Source organism: Methylobacterium bullatum, assembly GCF_014845095.1.
Taxonomy (GTDB): domain Bacteria; phylum Pseudomonadota; class Alphaproteobacteria; order Rhizobiales; family Beijerinckiaceae; genus Methylobacterium; species Methylobacterium bullatum.
This window is the reverse complement of sequence record NZ_NKUG01000162.1, coordinates 1-20,182: the sequence shown is the minus strand read 5'-3', so window position 1 is coordinate 20,182 and position 20,182 is coordinate 1. Positions and strand designations below refer to the sequence as shown.

Genomic DNA, 20,182 nt, shown 5'->3' with positions numbered 1-20,182 from the left:
TGAAGAACGGCTCGAAGATCTTCTCCATCACGTCGGGCGGGATGCCCTCGCCGGTATCCAGCACCTCGATCAGGACGTGGTCGCCCGCCGGTGCGCCGGGTCGGCGCTCGGTGTTCTCCAGACCTTCGAGGATGTTGGCGGTGCGGATGAGCAGGCGCCCGCCATTGGGCATCGCATCGCGGGCATTGACCGCGAGATTGACGATCACCTGCTCGAACTGGTTGACGTCGGCCTTGATCGGCCAGATGTCGCGCCCGTGCTTGAGGTCGAGGTCGACCCGCTCGCCGAGCAGACGCTTGAGCAGCAGCGTCAGGTCGGACAGCGCCTCGCCGACATTCATCACCTCCGGGCGCAGGGTCTGGCGCCGCGAGAAGGCCAGCAGCTGCCGCACCAGGCTGGCTGCCCGGTTTGCGTTCTGCTTGATCTGCATGATGTCCTGGAAGGCCGGATCGGTGGGCCTGTGGCTCGCCAGCAGCAGGTCGGAATAGCCGATGATGGCCTGGAGGACGTTGTTGAAGTCGTGCGCGATGCCGCCGGCGAGCTGGCCCACCGTGTCCATCTTCTGGGTCTGGGCGATCTGCTGTTCGAGCTGGCGCTGTGCCGTGGTGTCGAGGGCGTAGAGGATCACGCGCTCGCGGTCGGGCTGGGAGGACCCGTCCTCCGCAGCCGCGGTGTCGCCGCCGGCCGGGCTGAGCCAGACCCGCGCCGAGCGGTTCCCCGGCCCCGCCAGTGCGACCTCGATGGGTTGCACCTCGATGGTCCCGTCGGCGGCCTTCACCAGGGCGCTCTCGAGGGCGGCCCGGTCGCGGTCGACCAGGGCCTCCCACATGGTCGGCTCTGTGCCGAGTTCGCCGCGCCCGTCCGGCACGGCCTGGCGCGGCGTCCCGCCGAAGAGCCTGGCGAAGGACGCGTTGGCGCGCGCGATGCGCCCGGTGGGGTCGAGGGTCGCGATGGCGATGGGGCTGTTGTTGAGGAAGCGGGCGAGGCGCACCTCGGCGGCGCGCTGCGGCTCGTCGCTCTCGGCCCCGGCCGAGCGGTTGAGTACGAAGGTGCGCGACGGCCCGGGCTTGCCGTCCTGGCCGAAGGCCACGCGGTGATAGAGTCGGGTCGGCAGGGGCTGGCCGTTGCGGCGCCGCAGGTCGAGGTCGAAACGGTCCGTGCGGACCTCGCCGGGTAGTCCCTCGGTGGCGGTGAGCACATCGGCGCTGGGCGCGATATCGGGCAGGCGCAGGCCGCCCGAGCCGACCGTGGCGAGGTCGTAGCCGAGCCAGAAGGCCAGCGTCGCGTTCATGTAGACGATGGAGCCCGACGGATCGATGGAGAGGAAGCCGGCCGGCGCATGATCGAGGTAATCGATCGCGTGCTGAAGCTCCTGGAAGACGTTTTCCTGGCGCTCGCGCTCGTGGGTGATGTCGGTGACCGTCCACAGGGTCGCCGGGAGTCTCGGCCGCTCCACCGCCCGCACGGCGATGCGGAACCAGGCGAAGGCGCGCTCGGTCTCGCCCTGGGGCGGGGGCGCCATGCGGATCTCCTCCACATGGCCGCGCCCGTCATGGGCCGCCTGGGCGAGGCGGTAGACCGCCTCCGACACATCGGGCGAGCCGACGAAGACGCGCTCCACCGGCCTGAGGTTGGAGAAGGTCTCCCCGCCGGAGATCCGCAGGTAGGCCTCGTTGGCGTAGATCAGGCGGCCGCCATCCTCGACGACGATGGCGCCTTCGGGCGAGGCGTCGACGATGGCCTTGGTGATGTCGTCGCGGCCGGTCTGGCCCGCGAGCTGGAGCGCGCCGATCGCCAGGGCGAACAGGCAGAACACGCCCGCCATGGCGAGCAGTGCGAGAAGACCCAGGATGAGCGGCTGCGCCTGCTCGTTGGCGACGAAGGAGAGGCCCACCGCCGCGCCGACGAGAAGTCCGGCCAGGACGAGGAGCAGCCCGACCCGCCCAGGCCTTTCCGACCGGTCGATGGCGCTCGACACCGGTTTCGTTGGTCCGCTCACCTCAGCCATCTCGGCGCCATTCCACCCTCGAGCGATCCCGGTTAGCGCCCAGGCCGCGTCGGCAGCAAGGGTGTCCGCCGGACGTTAGGGACAAGTCTCGTCAAAAAAGGTGCATAAAGCGTGGCGCTTTCACGCCGCCCTGCGCTTCAGCCGCATGACGAAGCCGATCACCTCGGCCACGGCGCGATAATGCTCGGCGGGAATCTCGGAATCGATCTCCACCGTCGCATGGAGCGCCCGCGCCAGCGGCGGGTTCTCCATGATCGGCACATCGTGCTCCTTGGCGACGGCGCGGATGCGCAATGCCAGGGAATCGACGCCCTTGGCGACGCAGATCGGCGCCGCCATGCCCGCCTCGTAGCGCAGGGCGACGGCGTAGTGGGTGGGGTTGGTGACGATGACCGTGGCGGTGGGGACGTCGGCCATCATGCGCTTGTTGCCCCGCGAGGCGCGGATCTGCCTCATCCGGCCCTTCACCTCCGGATTGCCCTCGCTCTCCTTGTGCTCCTGCTTCATCTCCTCCTTGGTCATGCGCAGCTTCGAGCGCCAGCGGAAGCGCTGGTACAGGGCGTCGCCCATGGCGATGACCACGAAGATGGCGAGCATGCCGCCGAGAAGCTTGAGGGCGATGCCGAGGATCGCGGGCAGCATCGCCGCCGGATCGAGCCGGGCGAAGACTTCGAGCCGGTCGCGCTCGTTCCACAGGATGGTGCTCGCGACGACCCCCACCAGCATCAGCTTGGCGAGCCCCTTGAGGAACTGGACCAGGGCCTCGACGCCGAAGATGCGCTTGATGCCCGCCATCGGCGAGATGCGATCGAATTTCGGCATCAGGGCATCGGTGGAGAAGACAAGCGGGTGCTGGACGAGACCGCCGGCGAGGCCCGCGATGACCACGAGGCTGACCGGAATCACGAGCGCCTGGGCGCAGATGAGCAACATCCGCATCCCCATTTCGGTATAGGCGGTGGGGTCGGAGGGGACCTGATGCGCGTTCATCAGGAAGGCGCGCAGGCTCACCACGAGATCCTTGGCGATCGTTCCCGATGCCAGCAGCAGCGCCATCGTGAAGGCTGCCAGGATGAAGAAGGTGTTGACCTCGATGCTGTTGGCGACGTTGCCCTGCTCGATCGCCTTTTCGATGCGCCGTTGAGTCGGCTCTTCTGTCTTGTCTTCCTGGTCGCTGTCGTCGGACACGGCTCAGCGCTCCCCTGTCCGGCGCATCGTCTGACCGTTCGACACCGCCTTCATCGCCCGGTCAACTCGCCGAGGTAGCGGCCGATATCGTCGAGGAAGACGCTCATCATGATGCCGAGGCTGCCGAACAGGATCAGCATGCCGATGAGCACGGAGGCCGGCACCGCGATGAAGTACACCTGCATCTGCGGCATCAGGCGCGAGAGCACGCCGAGGCCGACATTGAACAGGATCCCGAAGGCGATGAACGGCGCCGAGATCTGGACCGCCAGGAGGAAGCCGCGCGCCATGGCCCGGAGCGCCAGCTGGGCCGCCTCGCCCATGGCCAGAACGCCGTCGGGCGGCAGCATCACGTAGCTCCGGCCGATGGCATCGAGCGCCACATGATGCAGGTCGGTGGCGAGGATGAGGGTGATGCCCAGCATCATCAGGAAGTTGCCGAGCGCCGCCTGCTGGCCGCCCTGCGTCGGGTCCACGGTCATCGCGTAGGACAGGCCGAGCTGCTGCGAGACGATGACGCCCGTGGTCTGCAAGGCGGCCAGCACCATGCGGACGGTGAGGCCCAGGACGAGCCCGATCAGCAATTCGCCGATGAGGAGCGAGATCAATCCGGGCGCCGCGAGCGCAGCGCCCTGCATCGGCAGCAGCGGGCGCACCATCGGGAACAGGATCAGCGAGACGAGGAGCGCGAAGGCGAGACGGATGCGCGGGGAGACGGATTGCTCGCCGAGCCCCGGCAGCAGCATCATCAGCGTGCCGATGCGCGCGAAGGTGAGCAGGTAGGCCGCCGCGATGCCGGGCAGGAGCAGGTTCATGATCCTGCATAGCAGCGCCCGGCCCAGCGCGTCATCCGCCCGATACGATGCGGGCGGCGATGCGGGTCATGTAGCCGGCGAGCGCGTCGCCCATGAAGGGCAGCATGAACAGGAGCGCCGCGAAGACGGCGACGATCTTGGGCACGTAGATGAGCGTCTGTTCCTGGATCTGCGTCAGCGCCTGGAGCAGCGACACGATGAGGCCGACCACGAGGGCGACGATCATCAGCGGCCCCGCGACCTTGAGGAAGACGAAGATTCCGTCCCGGGAGACGTCTAGGATGGCAAGGCCGGTCATGGACTGATGTCTCGTTGTGGGTGGAATGGCGGCGTCTGGTGTGCATCCCCCTCCCCACTGAGGCTACCGGATTCGCACATTTCGCGGGTTGCGCGGCCCTCCTCCCCCTTGTGGGGAGGAGTTGGAGGTGGGGGTGGTCGGGTGACCCTGATGCTGCGGAGGCTGGCGGAGCCACCCCCACTCCTGACCTCTCCCCACAAGGGGGAGAGGGACGCGATCTGCCTGAAAGGAAAAACGGGTGGATCCAGTCGCCCGGTGAGCTGAGGGGATTCTCGCGCTAGATCTGCATCCGCATGATCTCCTCATAGGCGGAGATCACGCGGTCGCGGACGGCGACCAGGGTCTGCAGGGCGGTCTCGCTCTCGGCGACGGCGGTCACCACGTCGACGACGTTGGCCTTGCCGCCCGCCACCGACAGGGCCTGGGCATCGGCTTTCGCGCCGCTCTCGCCGATCTTGTCCATGGCCGAGGTGAGCAGCGAGGTGAACCCGCCATCCGCCCCCGAGGTCGGGGCGATTCTGGGCGTGCCGCCCTTCATCCCGCCGATGTTCTGGACGGCGGCGTAGGCTCCCGCGGCGAAGGCGTTGGTCGGCATGGCGGCGGACTTTCGGGAGAGGAAGAGCGTCAGGCCTTGAGGATGGCGAGGGTGGCGTTGATCATCTTGCGGGTCGCGGTGACCATGTTCAGGTTGGCCTCGTAGGAGCGCTGGGCCTCGCGCATATCCATGTTCTCGATCAGCCCGTTGACGTTGGGCATCCGCACCTCGCCTCGCGCATCGGCGCTGGGATTTCCCGGATCGTACTTGGTGCGGAACGGCGAGTTATCCCGCCTCACCCGCCCGGCCTCGATCATCGACGCGCCGGTCTCGCGGTCGATATGCTGGGTGAAGGTGGGGATCTTGCGCCGGTAGGGCTCGGCGCCGACCCCGCTCGGGGCCGAATCCGCATTGGCGATGTTCTCGGCGATGATCCGCATCCGGCCCGACTGGGCCTTGAGGCCGGATGCCGCGATGGTCAGGGATTTCAGGAATTCCACGGCGCGTACTCCGCAAGCTTAAGGGGGGCGGTACGATCAGCGCTTGCCGATGGCGATCTTCAGTTTGTCGAGGCTCTTCTGGTACATCGTCGCGGCGAGCTGATAATCGGCCTGGTTGTCACCCGCCTTCATCATCTCCTCCTCGAGATTGACCCCGTTCCCGCTCGGCCTGATCTCGAACCCGTTGAACCGGCGCGGCTCCGCGCCCGGGCCTTCGGGGCCGCCGTTGAGGGCGATGTGAGCCGGGCTGGTGACGGCGAGGCCCGAATTGCCACCCGTGGATCCGGAGGGCTGGGCGAGATCGCCGGTCCCGCCGCCGAAGCTGGGGCTCGCGAGATCGCGCGGCTTGAAACCCGGCAGATCGGCGTTGGCGACGTTCTCGGCGAGAAGCTTCTGGCGCGTCTGATGCCACTGCATCCGCGTGCGAAGCATGGAGAGAATGGGGAGATCGGTGACGGACACGGTGCTCGGAGCCCCTCGGCGCCGCCGGACGACCCCGGAGCGATGGGCAAAATCTGCCGCCTCCATGGTTAACGTCCGGTTAAGAGCCTGTCTGTCAGCAGCGGATGCTCGGCGCGGAAGTTGCCTGTTAACGAACTCTTAACGTTATTGCCTTCCGCCGCTGCGACCGTGATATCAGGACAACCTGTGCTGCGTAGGGCCTCCGGCCCGAAACCCGAAAGAGCCCGATCTTGTCAGCGTTCTTTAATTCGGACGGCTCCTTCCCGCTCCAGTTCCTGATCATATTCGCCGTCATTTTCGCCGTTCTGGCCGCCATCGTCCTGATCTTCCGGCGGTTCTCCGGCAGGGGCATGGCCCTGTCGAAATCCGGTCCGCGCGGCCGTCAGCCCCGTCTCGGCATCGTCGACATCTACGAACTCGACCGGCAGCGGCAGCTGATCCTGCTGCGCCGGGACAATGTCGAGCATCTGCTCCTCGTCGGCGGTCCCAACGACGTCATCGTGGAGCGCAACATCCACCGGGGCGCGGGAGCCCGGCTCCCGCTCGACGAGTCGGCCCGGGCGGAGCCGCTCCCCGAAGAGCCGGTCTTCGAGCCGGCGCGGCCCGCCGATCCGCCCGCGCCGCCGGTCATGCAGCCTCCCGTCTTCCACGAGCCCAGGGCGCCGATTCCGGAACCGGCCGCGATCGTCAACGCGCCCGCCGAGCCCCCTGGCGAGGGCCTCGCCGAGTCGAAGCCCGCTCCCCGCTTCACCAAGGCGGATCTGATTGCGGCGAAGGCGGCGCGGCGGAACCCGCCGCCGTTGGCCAACCTGAAGCCCGAAGCTCCGGACCTGCCACGTCCGGCGCTCACCGCGCCGGACGTGGTCGCCGAACCGATCGTCCCTGCCGTCGAAGCGCAGAAGCCAGTCAAGGCGCCGGAAGCCCCACCCGCACCGGTGGCGCCCGCCGTGATCGAGGCGCCGAGCCCGGAGAAGGCCCCGGAGAAGGCCCCGGAGAAGGCGGTGCGGCCACAACCTCCGGTGAAACCCGCGCCCGTCGCGGAGGCGGCTCCCGTCGTTCCGCCGACCCTGGCGCGGCCGACGAGTTCCCGCCCCGTGGACGCGGCCATCCTGTCCGACATGGCGCGGCAGCTCGAAGAGGCCCTGCGCCGGCCATCGGCCGCGATCTCCCCGTCCACGCAGGCCGTCCCGTCGACACCGCCAAAGGCGCCCCCCGTGCCCCCCGCCGAGCCGAAAGCGGCGGCGGCGAAGCCCGAACCGCGTCCCGAACCCGTTGCCCCGGAGAAGGCGAAGGCGGACCAGCCGATCGACCCGATGGCGGCCGCCATGGCCACGCCCGTGGAGATCGCCCCGGACGAGTCGCCCGTGGTTCCTGCGAAGGACAAGCCGGCGAGTGCCAGACCGGCTCCGACCGAACCGGTCTTCGCCGATGCCGCGTCGAGCGAGCCCGCGCGGAGCGAACCGGCGACCACCGAACCGGACGTGTTCCTTCCGGCCCCGCCGCCTCCACCCGCTCCCAAGAAGGTGACTGCCGCGAGCCAGAATCCCTTCTCCGTGGAGGAGATCGAGGCGGAGTTCGCGCGGTTGCTGGGACGTCCCCTCGACAGGAAGGGCTGACCCCGCCGCGGCTATTCCGCGGCGGAGCGTGACGGGAAGCCCTTTCCGTCATTGGCGAGTGTGGTCGGCAGGGCGAAGGCCCCCTCGGTGGGCTCGTCCTTGCGCCCGATGAAGCGACCGAAGAGCCGGACGAAGAAGCGCGACAGGTCGTCCACCAGGACGAAGATCGCCGGCACGAAGATCAGGGACAGGCCGGTCGAGACGATGAGGCCGCCGATGACCGCGACGGCCATCGGTGCGCGAAATTCGCCGCCGATGCCGAGCGCCATGGCCGACGGCACCATGCCCGCCGCCATGGCGATGGTGGTCATGACGATGGGCCGGGCGCGTTTTCGGCCGGCGTCGATGATGGCGGTGGCGCGGTCGACGCCTCGTGCCATCTCCTCGATGGCGAAATCCACCAGCATGATCGCGTTCTTGGTCACCACGCCCATGAGCATCAGGATGCCGATCACCACCGGCATCGAGATGGGCATGTGGAAGATCAGCAGCCCGAGGATCGCCCCGCCGATGGAGAGGGGCAGCGAGAACAGGATGGTGAGCGGCTGAAGGAAGTTGCCGAACAGCAGCACCAGAACGCCGAACACCATCATCAGTCCCGCGCCCATGGCGAGCGCGAACCCTTCGAACACCTCCCCCATGATTTCCGCGTCGCCGGTCTGGCTGATGCTCACGCCCGGCGGCAGGTTCTTCGCGGTCGGCAGCGCCATCACGGATTCGATCAGGGTGCCCAGGGCGTCCGAGCCCTCCATGTCGGCCTCCAGGGCCACGCGGATCGAGCGATCGTAACGGTCGATCGCCGTGGGACCACGCCCGAGGCTGAGATCGGCCACCGTGGAGAGCGGAACGGAGGCGCCCCCCTTCACCGGGACTTTCAGGCTCTCCAGCTGGGACAGGTCTCCGCGCAGGGCGAGGGGCAGCTGAACCCGGATCGGAACCTGCCGGTCGACGGCGTTGAACTTGGCGAGGTTGGCGCCGATGTCGCCGATGGTCCCCACCCGCACGGTCTCGGCGATGAGGTCCGTCGAGACTCCGAGATCGGCCGCGACGCCGGCCTTCGGGCGGATGCGGATCTCGGTGCGGTCGAGGGGTGCCGTGGAGAGCACGTTGACGAGGTGGGGCACGGAGGCGGCCTCGCGCTGCAATTGCGCCGCCGTCTCCGAGACGAGGCGCAGGTCCGGCCCCGAGACGATGAGGGCGAGATCGCGCTGGCCGCTGTCGCGCAGGGACCAGAACCGGATGTCCGGCTCCTCCCGCAGGATCGCGCCGATGACCCTGTCGAGCTGCTTTTGGGTGCGGTGACGGGCGTTCTTCGGCGTCAGGTTGATGGTGAAGCTCGCGAGCCGCACCTCCTTCTTGGCGGGCAGCTGGCGGCCGCCATCCACGAACACGCTGCGCACTTCGGGCAGCGCCTTGATCTTGTCGACGATGCCGTCCGTGACGCGGGTGGTGTCGGCGAGACGGGCACCGGGCGGCAATTCGACCACGAAGATCGTCCGTGCCGCATCCTCCGCAGGCAGGAAGCCGGCGGGCAGCAGACCGGTGGACATGATCGATCCGGCAAAGCAGGCGAGCCCCACCACCAGGGTGATGAACTTGTGCCGCACCGACCACGCGACCACGCGGGTATAGGCCCGCATCACCGGCCCCTCGCGCTCGTGGTCGGGGCCGTGATCGCGCAGGAAATAGGCGGCCAGCAGCGGCGTGATGAGGCGCGCCACCAGCAGGGACATGAACACGGCCGCCGCGATGGTGAGGCCGAACTGCTTGAAATACTGGCCGGCGATGCCGCTCATGAAGGAGACGGGTGCGAAGATCGCGATGATCGTGGCGGTGATCGCGATGACGGCGAGGCCGATCTCGTCGGCGGCTTCGAGAGCCGCCCGGTAGGCGGATTTCCCCATCCGCATGTGCCGGACGATGTTCTCGATCTCGACGATGGCATCGTCCACGAGGATGCCGGTCACGAGGGTGATGGCCAGCAGACTGACCGCGTTGAGCGAGAAGCCGAGGGTGCTCATCACCCAGAAGGTCGGCAGTACCGAGAGGGGCAGCGCGATGGAGGCGATGAGGGTCGCCCGCCAATCGCGCAGGAACAGGAACACGACGATGACGGCCAGCGCCGCCCCCTCGATGAGGCTCAGCATCGCCGAGTGGTAGTTGCCCACCGTGTTGATGACGGAGGTGTCGATCAGGTCGAACCGGACACCGGGATGCTTGGCGGCGAGATCGGCGATCTTGCGTGCCACGGCGCTGGCGACCTCGGCATCGCTGGCGCCCGTCGCGCGCGAGATCGCGAAGGCGACGACGGGCTCGCCGTTGAAGCGCGCGAAGGTGCGCGGCTCCTCCGAGCCGTCCACCAGCGTCGCCAACTCGTCCAGGCGGACCTTGCGGTTGCCCGGCACGACGATGGAGGTCTGGGCCAGGGTGTCGAGGCTGGCGGCGCCGGCCAGCGTCCGGATCGACTGTTCCTGGCCGCCGAGTTCGCCGCGCCCGCCCGCCATGTCGGCCGAGGTGAGGCGGAGCTGGCGGTTCACGTCCGCCGCGGTGATGCCGAGCGCCAGGAGGCGGTCGGGCTTGAGCGTCACGCGGATCTCACGGGCGACACCGCCCAGGCGCTCGACGCCGCCGACGCCCTTCACGCCCTGGACCTGCCGGGCGATCACGTCGTCGATGAGCCAGGACAGGTCTTCCGGCGTCATGGCCGGCGCCGAGGCGCCGTAGACCATGATCGGCAGGCCGGCGATCTCGACGCGGCTGACGATCGGCTCGTCGATGGTGCGCGGCAGGGTCACCCGTACCTTGGCGATGGCGTCCTTCACGTCGTTGACGGCGCGGTCCACGTTCACTTCGAGGCGGAACTCGATGGTGGTGGCCGAAACGCCCTCCGAGATCGTCGAGATGATGTGCTTGACGCCCTTCACCCCGGCGACGGCATCCTCCACCACCTTCGTCACCTGGGTCTGCAGCTCGGAGGGAGCCGCGCCGGCCTGGGTGACCTGGATCGCCACGATCGGGATGTCGATGTTCGGGAATTGCGTGATCGGCAGCGAGCGGAAGCTGACGAGCCCGAGGATCATCAGGACGAGGAACAGCACGATCGAGGTGATCGGCTTGCGGATCGCCCAGGCTGAGATGTTGAGGCGCATGGGCTGACGGGTCCGATTCTCAGCGCGACGTCACGGAGGCGGCGGCTTCGGCCTTCGGCTGCACCGGTCTGACCCGGTCGCCATGGCGCAGGAAGCTGCTGGCCCGCGCGACGACGGCCTCCCCGGATCGCAGCCCGTCGCGGATTTCCATGAACCCGTCCGCCGCGAGGCCGGAGACGACCTTGCGGGCCTCCACCGTGCCGTCATTGACCACGTAGACGAGGGCCGAGCCGTCGATCCCGTAGAGTACGGCGGAGAGGGGAACGGCCACGGAATCGCGCCGCGCCACCTCGACCTTGCCGCGGGCGAAGGCGCCGATGCGCAGGGACGGGTCGCGGTCGAGGCTGATGCGGATCTTGCCGAGGCGCGTCAGCCGGTCGATCTCGGGGTCGATCCGGCGGACCTTGCCCGTCACGATCCTCCCCTGGTCCGCTTCGAGACGCACGATGTTGCCGCGCTCGATCCGGGGCATCCAGGTTTCCGGCACCTCGCCTTCGAGTTCGATCTCGCCGCGCGCGATGAGCCGGAACAACGGTTCGCCCGTGGAGGTCGCCGCCGCGCCGATCCGGGCGGTGCGGCGGCTGACGATGCCTCCGTCGGGTGCCTTGATGTCGGTGCGCGCGCGCCTGAGGGCGATCTCGTTGCTCTGCGCCCGCGCCGCCGCGAGATCCGCTTCGGCAAGTTGTAGGCCGCCCTTCGCGGCAGCGAGCCTGCCTTCGCCGCCTTGAGCGGCCGAGACCCGCTGCTCCAGCACCGCCGCCGTGGCGTTCCCGGTCTTGATGAGGGAGCGGGCACGCTCCAGCGAGAGGTTGGCCTCGATCTGCGCGGCCTCAGATTGGACGATCTGGCTACGGGCCTGGACGATCGCCGCCTGCGCCTTGGCGATGGCGGCGACGTTGGCCGCCTCCTGCGTGGCGATCATCTCCAGGGAGAGCCGGGCCAGAACCTGCCCTTTCTCGACCTCGGCGCCTTCCTCCACCAGCAATTCGGTGATGCGGTAGCCCTCGATTTCGGGCGCCACCAGGATCTCGTCGCGCGGGACCAGGGTGCCGGTGACCACCGCCTTCTCGACGATCTCGCGATCGGCGGCGGCGACGATGGTCACCGCCGGCGCGGGCGCGGTGGAACCGCTCGCCGGCGGGACTTCCGCCGCGTGGATCACATGGGACGACACAAGGAGCGGAAGGATCGAGAAGAGCCGAAGCAGGCGCATGAAGAGGTGGCTCACCGTTCGGCGGATCGATCTGGAAGACATCGTCGGCGCGGAGCCGCTTTATACGCTGATGCAGCGTGACACCGGCGTTTTCGTGACGCTCGACGCATTGCGTGTCGCAACGCTTTGACCTTCGACGGTGCGACCCGCCGAAATGTACCGGCGTCCGGACATTCGGGACGACCTCATGGCCTGTCGGTGAAAGCTTTCTCCAGGAATTTTGCCGCCACGAGCGCTCGCGCATCGTCTCCGAAGCGGGCGATGACCTGCACCCCGAGCGGCGGGCCCTCCCCCGGCACGGGGACGGTGACGCACGGTACGCCCATCATCGTCCAGAGCCGGTTGAAGCGGGAATCGCCGGTGGAGGCGTAACCCTCCGGCGCTCGGCCCGGGGCCGAGACCGTCAGCAGGACGTCGAGGTCGGAATTGCGCAGGATGTCCCTCAGGCTGCGCCTGGCGTGATGCGCCACGCGCCGGGCCGCGTCGTAGGCGGCGGCCTCGATGGTCCGGGATGTGTCGAGATGGGCGCGCAGGAGCGGGGGCAGCGAATCGCGGTGGGTTTCGTATTCCCAGGCGAGGGCTTGCGCGGATTCGAAATCCTGGATCGTCGCATGCTCGTCGAAGGCATGGCGGAACTCGTCGGGCAGCGTGAAGGCGCGAATGCCGGCGCCCGCCGCTTCCGCTATCGCCCGCGCCCGGTCGAGGGCCTCCAGCGCCTCGGGTTCGGCAGCCTCGCAATAATCCGGGATGAGCAGCCCGATCCGCGGCACGGTAGCGGGCTGGTCGATCTCCGGCCGGCCGGCGATGAGGGCGAGGGCATGGGCGGCATCGGCCGCGCTCGCGGCGAACAGGCCGAGCGTGTCGAGGGTCCAGGAGAAGCACTTCACCCCCACCGTCGGCAGGAGTCGGAACGACGGTTTCACGCCGACGACGCCGCAATAGGCAGCCGGACGGATCACCGAGCCGCCGGTCTGAGTTCCCAGCGCCAGCGGCAGCATGCCCGCGGCCACGGCCGCCGCCGAACCGGCGGAGGATCCGCCCGGCGTCCGGCCCGGCGCACGGGGATTGCGGGTTTCGGTCGGATCGATGAAGGCGAAGGCGGTGGTGGTGGTCTTGGCCAGGGGCACCGCGCCGAGGCGCTTCAGCCGCGCCACGATGGGGGCATCGGCGCGCGGCTGCCAGTCACGATAAATCGATGACCCCATCTGCGTCGGCAGGTGGGCGGTGTCGATGATGTCCTTGATGCCCACCGCGATTCCAGACAGCGGTCCCGTGTCGGGAACGTGCGGATCGGGATCGGTCGCCACGAAGGCGCGGATCGACGGTTCGTGCTCGGCTATCGCGTCCCGGGTCAGCGCCACGGCCTCAGCGGGGGTGAGCGACCCGGCTTCGATACGGGCGCGCATGGACAGGAGCGAGAGCATCGTCATCGGGTGGCTCGCGGGGACGCGGTTGATGGGAAGCGGGTGGCTCGTTCTAAGCAGGTTTCACCTAGACGGTCACCGGTTTGGCGTTCCGAAACCTGTGACACCCCAAAGGTAGGAGCGAGGTGAAACCTCGGCCTGCCGACGCGAACCCGCTCAGGGGGCGGCGAGGAGCGTCTCCGGCCGCCCGTTAGGATCGTCGAGGTGATGGCAGTTGCGCCGGGGAACGTCCAGCGGAGCGCCGTTCCGCGAGGCGTCGGCCTTGCAACTTCCGGATGAGCCATTCATTGCCGCTCAGCTTTGGTCTCTGTCATGCATGGCGCGTCGGCCGAGGGAGAGCGACGACGGAAAGCGTGCCCGAGACACGCCCGTGGCCGGAGCACTTCGAGAGTAGGGATGTGGGAGACGATGGCGGGAGTCGAGACGCAGGCGGCCAAGGATCGCGTGGGCATGATATGCCAGTCCCTGCGCCGCGCCATCGTCGAGCGTGCGCTGGCGCCCGGCGACCGCCTGCCGGAGGATGCCCTGGGCGAGCGCTTCGGCGTGAGCCGCACCATCGCGCGGCAGGCTCTGGGGCAACTCGCCGGTGAGGGGCTGGTGGAACTGCGCCGCAACCGGATCGCCATCGTGGCGACCCCGAGTTGGGAAGAGGCGCGCGACACGTTCGAGGTCCGCATTTCCCTCGAGCGCCTCGTGGTCCAGCGCTTGGCCGGTCGCCTCACCGCCGAGCAGGAAGCGAGCCTGCTGGCCCATATCGACCAGGAGGACGCGGTTCGCGGCGGACCCGAAGCCCCGTCGATCCGCCTCGCCACCGAGTTCCACCTGCTTCTGGCGCGGATGACCGGCAGCCCCGTCCTCGTCCGCTACGTGGCCGAGCTCGGCTATCGCTGCGCGCTGACCCTCTCGCTCTACAGCCGGCCGCATTCGTCGGATTGCGCGGTCAACGAACACCGCGAGATCGTGGCCGCGCTGATGGCCGGCGACGTCGACCGGGCGACCCACCTGATGGATCACCACCTCGATGCCGTGGCGGTGCGCGCGCACATCGTCGCCGAGCCGCCGCGAGACCGCGACCTCGGCCGGGTCCTGGCGCCCTACGTCACCGAGAAGAGTACTTTGCGACGCAGGGCTGGTTGAAGCGGAGCAAATGCGATTCCGCGCCGGCTTGCGACATGCGCCAATCCATCGGCTTTAATCTCTCGGCAACCCTGAAAGCCTAGGCCCCTCTCCTCGGACAGCCGGCCCTGACAGGAGAAGCCCGACTTGCGCGAACCGTTCGTTCCCGATGCGCTGGCCGAGCGGCTGCGGGCCAAGCGGCGCAATACGAGGCCGGTGGCGGCCCTGGTCTGCGAGCCCGCCAAACCCGTCTTCGCCGAGTTGCTCGATGGGCGCGGGCATGGCACCGGGCAGTTCGTCCGGCTGTCGCAGGGCATGGTGGAGCGCATCGCGCGGGTGATGCGCGATGAGGTCGTCGGCGGAGGGGCTTGAACGGCCGGCGAGGCCGCATCCCGCTGGACTGCTGTTCCGGTTCGGCGAGAACGGCCGTACAGAGCCGGCGATGGATCTCAGACCCTACCAGCGTGCCAGCCTCGATGCCCTCTATGCCTCGTGGCGCGACGAGACCGGCGATGGGCTGATCGTCCTGCCCACGGGGGCGGGCAAGGCCTTCGTCATCGCGGCCCTGGTGCGGGAGGTGATCGCCGAGCGTCCCGAGGCGCGGATCGCCATCGTCACCCATACCCGCGAGCTCATCGCCCAGAATCATCGTGAGCTCATGACCTACTGGCCGGATGCGCCGGCCGGCATCTACTCGGCGGGGCTCAACCGGCGCGAGACCGCGACGCAGATCCTGTTCTGCGGCATCCAATCGGTCTGGAACCGCCTCGACGCCATCGGTGCCTTCGACGTCGTGGTGGTGGACGAGGCCCATCTGATCCCGCGCGATGCCGAGACCCGCTACGGCCGGTTCCTCTCGGGCCTGCGCGCCGCTCGGCCGGACCTGCGCGTCGTCGGCCTCACCGCGACCCCGTACCGGCTCGATAGCGGCCGCCTCGACGTGGGCGAGGGCCGGCTGTTCGAGCGGATCGTCTACGAGGCCAATGTCGGCGACCTGATCCACCAGGGCTACCTCGCCCCCCTGATCTGCAAGGCCACCGCCACGGCGCTCGACGTCTCGGGTGTCGCCAAGCGCGGCGGCGACTACATTCCCAGCGCCCTCGAAGCGGCGGTGAACCAGGATTGGATCACCCGCGCGGCGGTGGAGGAAATGGCCGGTTTCGGCCGCGACCGCCGGGCGTGGCTCGCCTTCTGCGCGGGCATCGCCCATGCGGAGGCGGTGCGCGATGCGGTGCGGGCGGAAGGCTTCAGCTGCGAGATGGTGACAGGCGAGACCGGCAAGCGCCAGCGCGACCGGATCGTGCGCGATTTCACCGCCGGGCGCCTGCGCTGCCTCACCTCGGTGGGCGTCCTCTCCACCGGCTTCAACGTGCCGCGCGTGGATCTCATCGCCCTGTTGCGGCCGACCCAGAGCACGGGGCTCTACGTCCAGCAGGTGGGCCGTGCCTTGCGCACCGCGCCGGGCAAGTCCGATGCGCTGATCCTCGACTATGCCGGGCTGGTGCGGATGCACGGGCCGGTGGACATCGTCACCGCGCGCAGTGCCGCCGCGATCAAGGGCCGTGAGGGCGAGGTGCGGGCCAAGCCCTGCCCCGGCTGCGGCGCGCTCATCGCCCTCAATGCCAGCACCTGCGAGGCGTGCTGGGTGGAGCCGGACGAGACCGACGAGGATGGGCCTGGCCACGAGGCGGCGGCCGACGACGAGCATCCGATCCTGTCCCGCACGGTTCCGGTCTGGCAGGGTATCTCCCGATGGCGGCTCGGTCGCCATGCGGCGTCCGGCAGCCTCGATGTCGAGTTCCGGACCGAGGACGGATCGAGCCACAGGGTGCGGATCGCCCTGGAGCAGGCCGGCTATGGCCGCGAGAAGGCGGTGCAATGGTGGCGTCAGCTCGGCGGGGGGCGCGACGTGCCCATGACCGTCGTCGAGGCCCTGGCGCGGACCGAAGAACTCACCCGCCCCGCCGCCATTCTGGTCCGCGCCAACGGCCGATTCTCGGAAAGCGTCAGCTATCGCTTTGCGGACGGCCGCACCTTCGTCGATACGCGGCGGCTCGCCGGAGCCGACGCCTGAGCGCGCTCGCTTATGCCGAGACGCCGTGCTTCGTGAGCAAGCGTTCGGCGCTGTCGTTCCAGACCTCCATCGTCACGATCAACCCGCCGCGGACGGTGAAGCGGTCGACGTAGCGGTTGCCCTCGAACGGGGTGCCATCCGGCCATTCGCCGTAGAGGGTGCCGAGGCTGTAGACCGTGGTGAACCCCTCCCCCGGCACCACGTCCAGACGCTCCATGCGCTTCTTCACCCAGGCATAGCGGCCCGCGTTGAACGCCGTCACCTCGCGCGGATGCCGGAAGACGCGGGCGCCGGTGAAGACGATCTCGATCCCCGGCGCCATGTAACCCGCCGCCCTCTCCGGATCCGGCACCATGGAGGCTTCGAGATAGGCGGTGACGATGGCCGCGTCGGTGCCGGTATCGGTTTTCGGTGTGTCGCTCATGCTTCCGCTCCCCATTCGATCGCGAGCCTGCCCGAAGCTCGACCGAAGTGCATGCAATTAGTGTATGCAGTTTGGCGTGAAAGCAGGCAGCGGGATTCCTTTGCTCAGGAATTATCTATATATTTCAATTGCCTGGGAAATGGCATGGCGGTTGCGGCGACGGATGCAATTCTTCCGGAGCTCCGATCCATGCGCAAGCACAGCCCATCACCGATGACCCGCCGCCTCGCCCTTGGGGCGACAGCCCTGTTCGGGCTTTCGCTGATCGCTCCGGTCCAGGCGGCCGAGTCGATCAAGATCGGCCTCGTCACCGCCCTGTCCGGTCAATCGGCGAAATCGGGCGAAGCGATCTCGCGCGGCATCGGGCTCGCCATCGACGAGATCAACGCGGCGGGCGGCGTCCTCGGACGGCCCCTGGAACTCGTGGCCCGCGACGATGAAGCCAACCCGTCGAAGGGCGTGCTGGCCGCCCGAGAGCTGGTCCAGCGCGTCGGCGTCGTCGCCCTGGTCGGCGGTCTCGATACCCCGGTATCCATGGCGATCGTGCCCATCGCCAACCAGATGAAGGTGCCCTTCCTCGGCCCCTGGGCGGCGGGCACCGGCATCACCCGCAACGGTGCGGCCGACAATTACGCGTTCCGGGTCTCGGCGGTGGACGCCCTCGTGGACGAGGCCCTCGTCGCCTACGCCGTCAAGACCTACCAAGCCAAGAAGCCCGGCATGATCCTCGTCAACAACGCCTGGGGCGAGTCGAACCAGCAGGGCCTCACGGCGGCCTTGAAGGCCGCGGGCCTGCCTGCCGCCGGCATCGAGAAATTCGAGGCGTCCGATGTGGACATGGTGCCCCAGCTCACGCGCCTGAAGGAGGCCGGCGCCGACGCCCTGTTCATGGTCGGCAATGTCGGACCCTCGGCCCAGGTGGTCAAATCCCTCGACCGGATGGGCTGGACCGTTCCCGTCGTGTCGCATTGGGGACCGGCCGGCGGTCGTTTCGACGAACTGGCCGGCCCGAGCGCGGCCAAGGTCCATTTCATCCAGACCTTCACCTTCGCCGGCAACGCCTCGCCCAAGGCCGTCGCCGTGCTCGATGCCCTGAAGGCGAAGTACCCGGCGATCAAGTCCATGGCCGACGTGACCCCGGCGGTGGGCATCGCCAACGCCTACGACGCGACGCATCTCCTGGCCCTCGCGATCGGCGAGGCCAAGTCCACGAAGGGGCCGGACGTGCGCGACGGCTTCTACAAGATCGCCACCTATCCCGGCCTCATCAAGACCTACGACAAGCCCTTCGCCCCGGACCGTCACGACGCGCTCGGGCCGCAGGACTACGTCTTCACGCGGTTCAAGGACGGCGAGATCGTCGCCGTGTCGAACTGAGGGAGCGGCCATCGCCGTTCATCCCACCCGCCACCTCATTCTGAGGCGCCGCGAAGCGGCCTCGAAGGAGGTCTCCAGAACTCACTGTGCGAACTTGACGCCTCCTTCGAGGCCTCCGCTTCGCTGTGGCGCCTCAGGATGAGGTGGCTGGGTGGGATGGACGACATGATACGGTGAAAGTGAGAATTCCATGCTGACCGGCTCCCTCGTGAGCGGCCTCGGTCTCGGGAGCATGTACGGGCTCATCGCCCTCGGCTTCCATGTGACCTATGCCGTCTCCGGCACCGTGAACTTCGCGCAAGGGAGCGCCGTCACCCTCGGGGCGGTGCTCGGCTACATGCTCGGCATCACGCTCGGCTGGCCGATGCCCCTGGCGGTGGCGGCGGCCCTGGCCGGCTGCGCGCTGCTCGGCATCGTGGTCGAACGCATCCTGGTGCGGCCCTTCGTCGAGCGAGGCTCCGATGCCTGGCTGCTGGCCACGGTGGCGGGCGGCGTGGTGCTCGACAACGTCATCCTGTTCACCTTCGGCAAGGAGCCGCGCAGCCTGCCCTCGCCCCTGGCGCGTGACCCGATCGACCTGTTCGGCACCGGAATATACCCGCTGCAGATCGTGATTCCGGTAGTCGGCCTCGCCGTCGCCTTCGCCATCCGGACGGTGTTCCGCCGGACCGATCTCGGCCGCGTTCTCCTGGCGGTGGCGCAGAATGCCGACGCCGCGCGGCTGATGGGCATTGATGTGCGTCGCACGGTGGCCTACGCCTTCGCGCTCTCCGCCCTGCTCGCGGGGGCGGCGGGCCTCCTCATCGCCCCGCTGTTCTCGGTCTCGGCCGAGATGGGCACCCTGTTCGGCATCAAGGCCTTCGCCGTCGCCATTCTCGGCGGGATCGGCTCCGCCACCGGCGTGGTCCTGGCCGGGCTGCTCTACGGCGTCGTGGAGGCTCTGGTCACCGGATATCTCGGCTCCGGCTACACCCAGATCGTCGTGTTCTCGGTGATCATCCTCGCGCTGGCGCTGCGCCCCGACGGCCTTCTCGGCCGGGCCGCCGTGAACAAGGTCTGAGCCGATGCGCGCCGGAAGCTCCGCCCTGCCCCTCGCCATTCTCGCCCTCACCGTCGCGGGGATCGGCCTCGTGGCCGCCACCGACGGCTACAGCCATTTCATCATCGCCCTCGTGGCGTTGACGACGCTGGCCGGAACGGGGCTGAACGTCCTCCTCGGCCTCACCGGCCTGATCTCCTTCGGCCATGCCGGATTCTACGCGATCGGCGCCTATGCGAGCGCCATACTGACCCTTTCCGGGGTCAGCTTCTGGCTGGCGCTCCCCGCCGCCGGCCTGCTCTCCGGGGTTCTCGGCGGCGTACTCGCGATCCCCGCCATGCGGGTGAAGGGCCCCTATCTCGCCATGGTGACGATCGCCTTCGGCTTCATCGTCGAGCATGGGCTGATCGAAGGCGGCGCGCTCACCGGAGGCCAGAACGGCCTCGTCATCGCCACCGGCCCGACCCTGTTCGGATTCCCGTTCCTGGAGCGCGAACTCGCGATCCTGTCGGTGCTGGGTGCCGGCCTCGCCCTCTACGGCTTCCACCGCCTCGCGCGCAGCCGCCTCGGCCTCGCCATGCGGGCGGTACGGGACGCGGATGTCGCCGCCGCCTCCCTCGGCTTCGATCCGGTGCGGGTGAAGACCCTGGCCTTCATGATCTCGGCGGCGCTGACCGGCCTCGCCGGGGCGGTGCTGCCGCCCTTGATGCTGTTCATCGCGCCGAGTTCGTTCCCGTTCACCCAGTCGATCCTGTTCGTGCTCTCGGTGGTGGTGGGAGGCGCCGGCACGGTGCTGGGGCCGCTCTTCGGTGCCCTCGTCACCGTCCTCCTGCCGGAGACCCTGTCGGGTCTCGCCGAATACCGCCTGCTGTTCTTCGGCCTCGCCACGCTCGTCGTGTTGTGGCTGGTGCCGGCGGGCATCGTCGGCAGCCTCGCGAGGCTGC

At 68.7% G+C, this 20,182-nt stretch carries 19 protein-coding genes; 8 read left to right on the top strand and 11 right to left on the bottom strand.

Features of this window, described 5'->3' with window-relative positions; translation table 11 throughout:
• From MBTS_RS20170 to flgB, 7 genes are all read right to left on the bottom strand, one after another.
• Window positions 1-2,008: PAS domain-containing protein (locus MBTS_RS20170; RefSeq protein ID WP_192216334.1), on the bottom strand; the 2,008-nt coding region annotated here is incomplete at its 3' end.
• 120 nt (window positions 2,009-2,128) lie between these two features.
• Entirely contained in the window at window positions 2,129-3,196 is a 1,068-nt protein-coding gene (gene flhB / locus MBTS_RS20165) for a flagellar biosynthesis protein FlhB (protein ID WP_018042714.1), read from the bottom strand.
• A 50-nt stretch (window positions 3,197-3,246) separates the two neighbouring features.
• A complete protein-coding gene (gene fliR, locus MBTS_RS20160; protein WP_192216333.1) occupies window positions 3,247-4,011 on the bottom strand; it encodes a flagellar biosynthetic protein FliR in 765 nt (254 codons plus the stop codon).
• Window positions 4,012-4,042: 31 nt separating this feature from the next.
• Window positions 4,043-4,309 carry a flagellar biosynthesis protein FliQ gene (gene fliQ / locus MBTS_RS20155; RefSeq protein WP_018042712.1) on the bottom strand — a complete coding sequence of 89 codons (267 nt, stop codon included), beginning with the start codon at window positions 4,307-4,309 and terminating at the stop codon, window positions 4,043-4,045.
• A gap of 277 nt (window positions 4,310-4,586) precedes the next feature.
• Window positions 4,587-4,904, bottom strand: a complete 318-nt coding sequence (gene fliE, locus MBTS_RS20150) for a flagellar hook-basal body complex protein FliE (protein WP_018042711.1) — start codon at window positions 4,902-4,904, stop codon at window positions 4,587-4,589.
• 29 nt (window positions 4,905-4,933) lie between these two features.
• Window positions 4,934-5,344, bottom strand: coding sequence for a flagellar basal body rod protein FlgC (flgC, locus tag MBTS_RS20145; protein WP_018042710.1), 411 nt, complete (start codon window positions 5,342-5,344; stop codon window positions 4,934-4,936).
• A gap of 36 nt (window positions 5,345-5,380) precedes the next feature.
• Window positions 5,381-5,806, bottom strand: coding sequence for a flagellar basal body rod protein FlgB (gene flgB / locus MBTS_RS20140; RefSeq protein ID WP_027174273.1), 426 nt, complete (start codon window positions 5,804-5,806; stop codon window positions 5,381-5,383).
• A gap of 230 nt (window positions 5,807-6,036) precedes the next feature.
• On the opposite strand from flgB, the gene MBTS_RS20135 reads away from it, so the two are divergent.
• Window positions 6,037-7,422: a hypothetical protein gene (locus tag MBTS_RS20135; protein WP_192216332.1), complete on the top strand. Its 1,386-nt coding sequence runs from the start codon at window positions 6,037-6,039 to the stop codon at window positions 7,420-7,422.
• An 11-nt stretch (window positions 7,423-7,433) separates the two neighbouring features.
• Here MBTS_RS20135 and MBTS_RS20130 read toward each other — a convergent pair whose 3' ends face one another.
• Window positions 7,434-10,571: an efflux RND transporter permease subunit gene (locus MBTS_RS20130; RefSeq protein ID WP_192216331.1), complete on the bottom strand. Its 3,138-nt coding sequence runs from the start codon at window positions 10,569-10,571 to the stop codon at window positions 7,434-7,436.
• Window positions 10,572-10,590: 19 nt separating this feature from the next.
• On the bottom strand, window positions 10,591-11,784 hold the full coding sequence (locus tag MBTS_RS20125; RefSeq protein WP_192216330.1) for an efflux RND transporter periplasmic adaptor subunit: 1,194 nt from the start codon (window positions 11,782-11,784) through the stop codon (window positions 10,591-10,593).
• Between MBTS_RS20125 and MBTS_RS24065 the strand changes: the two genes are divergently transcribed.
• Window positions 11,783-11,914: a hypothetical protein gene (locus MBTS_RS24065; protein ID WP_274534480.1), complete on the top strand. Its 132-nt coding sequence runs from the start codon at window positions 11,783-11,785 to the stop codon at window positions 11,912-11,914. The genes MBTS_RS20125 and MBTS_RS24065 overlap by 2 nt on opposite strands.
• A 55-nt stretch (window positions 11,915-11,969) precedes the next feature.
• Here MBTS_RS24065 and MBTS_RS20120 read toward each other — a convergent pair whose 3' ends face one another.
• Window positions 11,970-13,208, bottom strand: coding sequence for an amidase (locus tag MBTS_RS20120; protein ID WP_147831615.1), 1,239 nt, complete (start codon window positions 13,206-13,208; stop codon window positions 11,970-11,972).
• Between the two features lie 408 nt (window positions 13,209-13,616).
• Between MBTS_RS20120 and MBTS_RS20115 the strand changes: the two genes are divergently transcribed.
• The 3 genes from MBTS_RS20115 to MBTS_RS20105 all read left to right on the top strand — a co-directional run bounded on the left by MBTS_RS20115 (window position 13,617) and on the right by MBTS_RS20105 (window position 16,398).
• Window positions 13,617-14,345: a GntR family transcriptional regulator gene (locus MBTS_RS20115; RefSeq protein ID WP_056144768.1), complete on the top strand. Its 729-nt coding sequence runs from the start codon at window positions 13,617-13,619 to the stop codon at window positions 14,343-14,345.
• A gap of 126 nt (window positions 14,346-14,471) precedes the next feature.
• Window positions 14,472-14,696, top strand: a complete 225-nt coding sequence (locus MBTS_RS20110) for a hypothetical protein (RefSeq protein WP_018042701.1) — start codon at window positions 14,472-14,474, stop codon at window positions 14,694-14,696.
• Between the two features lie 70 nt (window positions 14,697-14,766).
• Window positions 14,767-16,398 (top strand): DEAD/DEAH box helicase, encoded by a 1,632-nt coding sequence (locus MBTS_RS20105; protein WP_056144346.1) that lies wholly within the window; start codon window positions 14,767-14,769, stop codon window positions 16,396-16,398.
• A gap of 10 nt (window positions 16,399-16,408) precedes the next feature.
• Here MBTS_RS20105 and MBTS_RS20100 read toward each other — a convergent pair whose 3' ends face one another.
• Complete coding sequence (locus MBTS_RS20100) at window positions 16,409-16,822, bottom strand: nuclear transport factor 2 family protein (protein WP_056144766.1); 414 nt, start codon at window positions 16,820-16,822, stop codon at window positions 16,409-16,411.
• Window positions 16,823-17,011: 189 nt separating this feature from the next.
• Between MBTS_RS20100 and MBTS_RS20095 the strand changes: the two genes are divergently transcribed.
• The 3 genes from MBTS_RS20095 to MBTS_RS20085 all read left to right on the top strand — a co-directional run.
• Window positions 17,012-18,199 carry an ABC transporter substrate-binding protein gene (locus tag MBTS_RS20095; RefSeq protein ID WP_192216329.1) on the top strand — a complete coding sequence of 396 codons (1,188 nt, stop codon included), beginning with the start codon at window positions 17,012-17,014 and terminating at the stop codon, window positions 18,197-18,199.
• A 190-nt stretch (window positions 18,200-18,389) separates the two neighbouring features.
• The gene (locus MBTS_RS20090) at window positions 18,390-19,259 is read left to right on the top strand and encodes a branched-chain amino acid ABC transporter permease (RefSeq protein WP_147831601.1); all 870 of its coding nucleotides are present in this window, start codon (window positions 18,390-18,392) and stop codon (window positions 19,257-19,259) included.
• Window positions 19,260-19,263: 4 nt separating this feature from the next.
• A partial coding sequence (locus MBTS_RS20085) for a branched-chain amino acid ABC transporter permease (RefSeq protein ID WP_192216328.1) occupies window positions 19,264-20,182 on the top strand: 919 nt, incomplete at its 3' end.

Bases quoted from the DNA above. Each gene is read 5' to 3' on its own strand.
- fliR (WP_192216333.1), bottom strand. From the start codon at position 4,011: ATGAACCTGCTCCTGCCCGGCATCGCGGCGGCCTACCTGCTCACCTTC.
- fliQ (WP_018042712.1), bottom strand. From the start codon at position 4,309: ATGACCGGCCTTGCCATCCTAGACGTCTCCCGGGACGGAATCTTCGTC.
- fliE (WP_018042711.1), bottom strand. From the start codon at position 4,904: ATGCCGACCAACGCCTTCGCCGCGGGAGCCTACGCCGCCGTCCAGAAC.
- MBTS_RS20130 (WP_192216331.1), bottom strand. From the start codon at position 10,571: ATGCGCCTCAACATCTCAGCCTGGGCGATCCGCAAGCCGATCACCTCG.
- MBTS_RS24065 (WP_274534480.1), top strand. From the start codon at position 11,783: ATGAAGAGGTGGCTCACCGTTCGGCGGATCGATCTGGAAGACATCGTC.
- MBTS_RS20125 (WP_192216330.1), bottom strand. From the start codon at position 11,784: ATGCGCCTGCTTCGGCTCTTCTCGATCCTTCCGCTCCTTGTGTCGTCC.
- MBTS_RS20120 (WP_147831615.1), bottom strand. From the start codon at position 13,208: ATGCTCTCGCTCCTGTCCATGCGCGCCCGTATCGAAGCCGGGTCGCTC.
- MBTS_RS20115 (WP_056144768.1), top strand. From the start codon at position 13,617: ATGGCGGGAGTCGAGACGCAGGCGGCCAAGGATCGCGTGGGCATGATA.
- MBTS_RS20105 (WP_056144346.1), top strand. From the start codon at position 14,767: ATGGATCTCAGACCCTACCAGCGTGCCAGCCTCGATGCCCTCTATGCC.
- MBTS_RS20100 (WP_056144766.1), bottom strand. From the start codon at position 16,822: ATGAGCGACACACCGAAAACCGATACCGGCACCGACGCGGCCATCGTC.
- MBTS_RS20095 (WP_192216329.1), top strand. From the start codon at position 17,012: ATGCGCAAGCACAGCCCATCACCGATGACCCGCCGCCTCGCCCTTGGG.
- MBTS_RS20090 (WP_147831601.1), top strand. From the start codon at position 18,390: ATGCTGACCGGCTCCCTCGTGAGCGGCCTCGGTCTCGGGAGCATGTAC.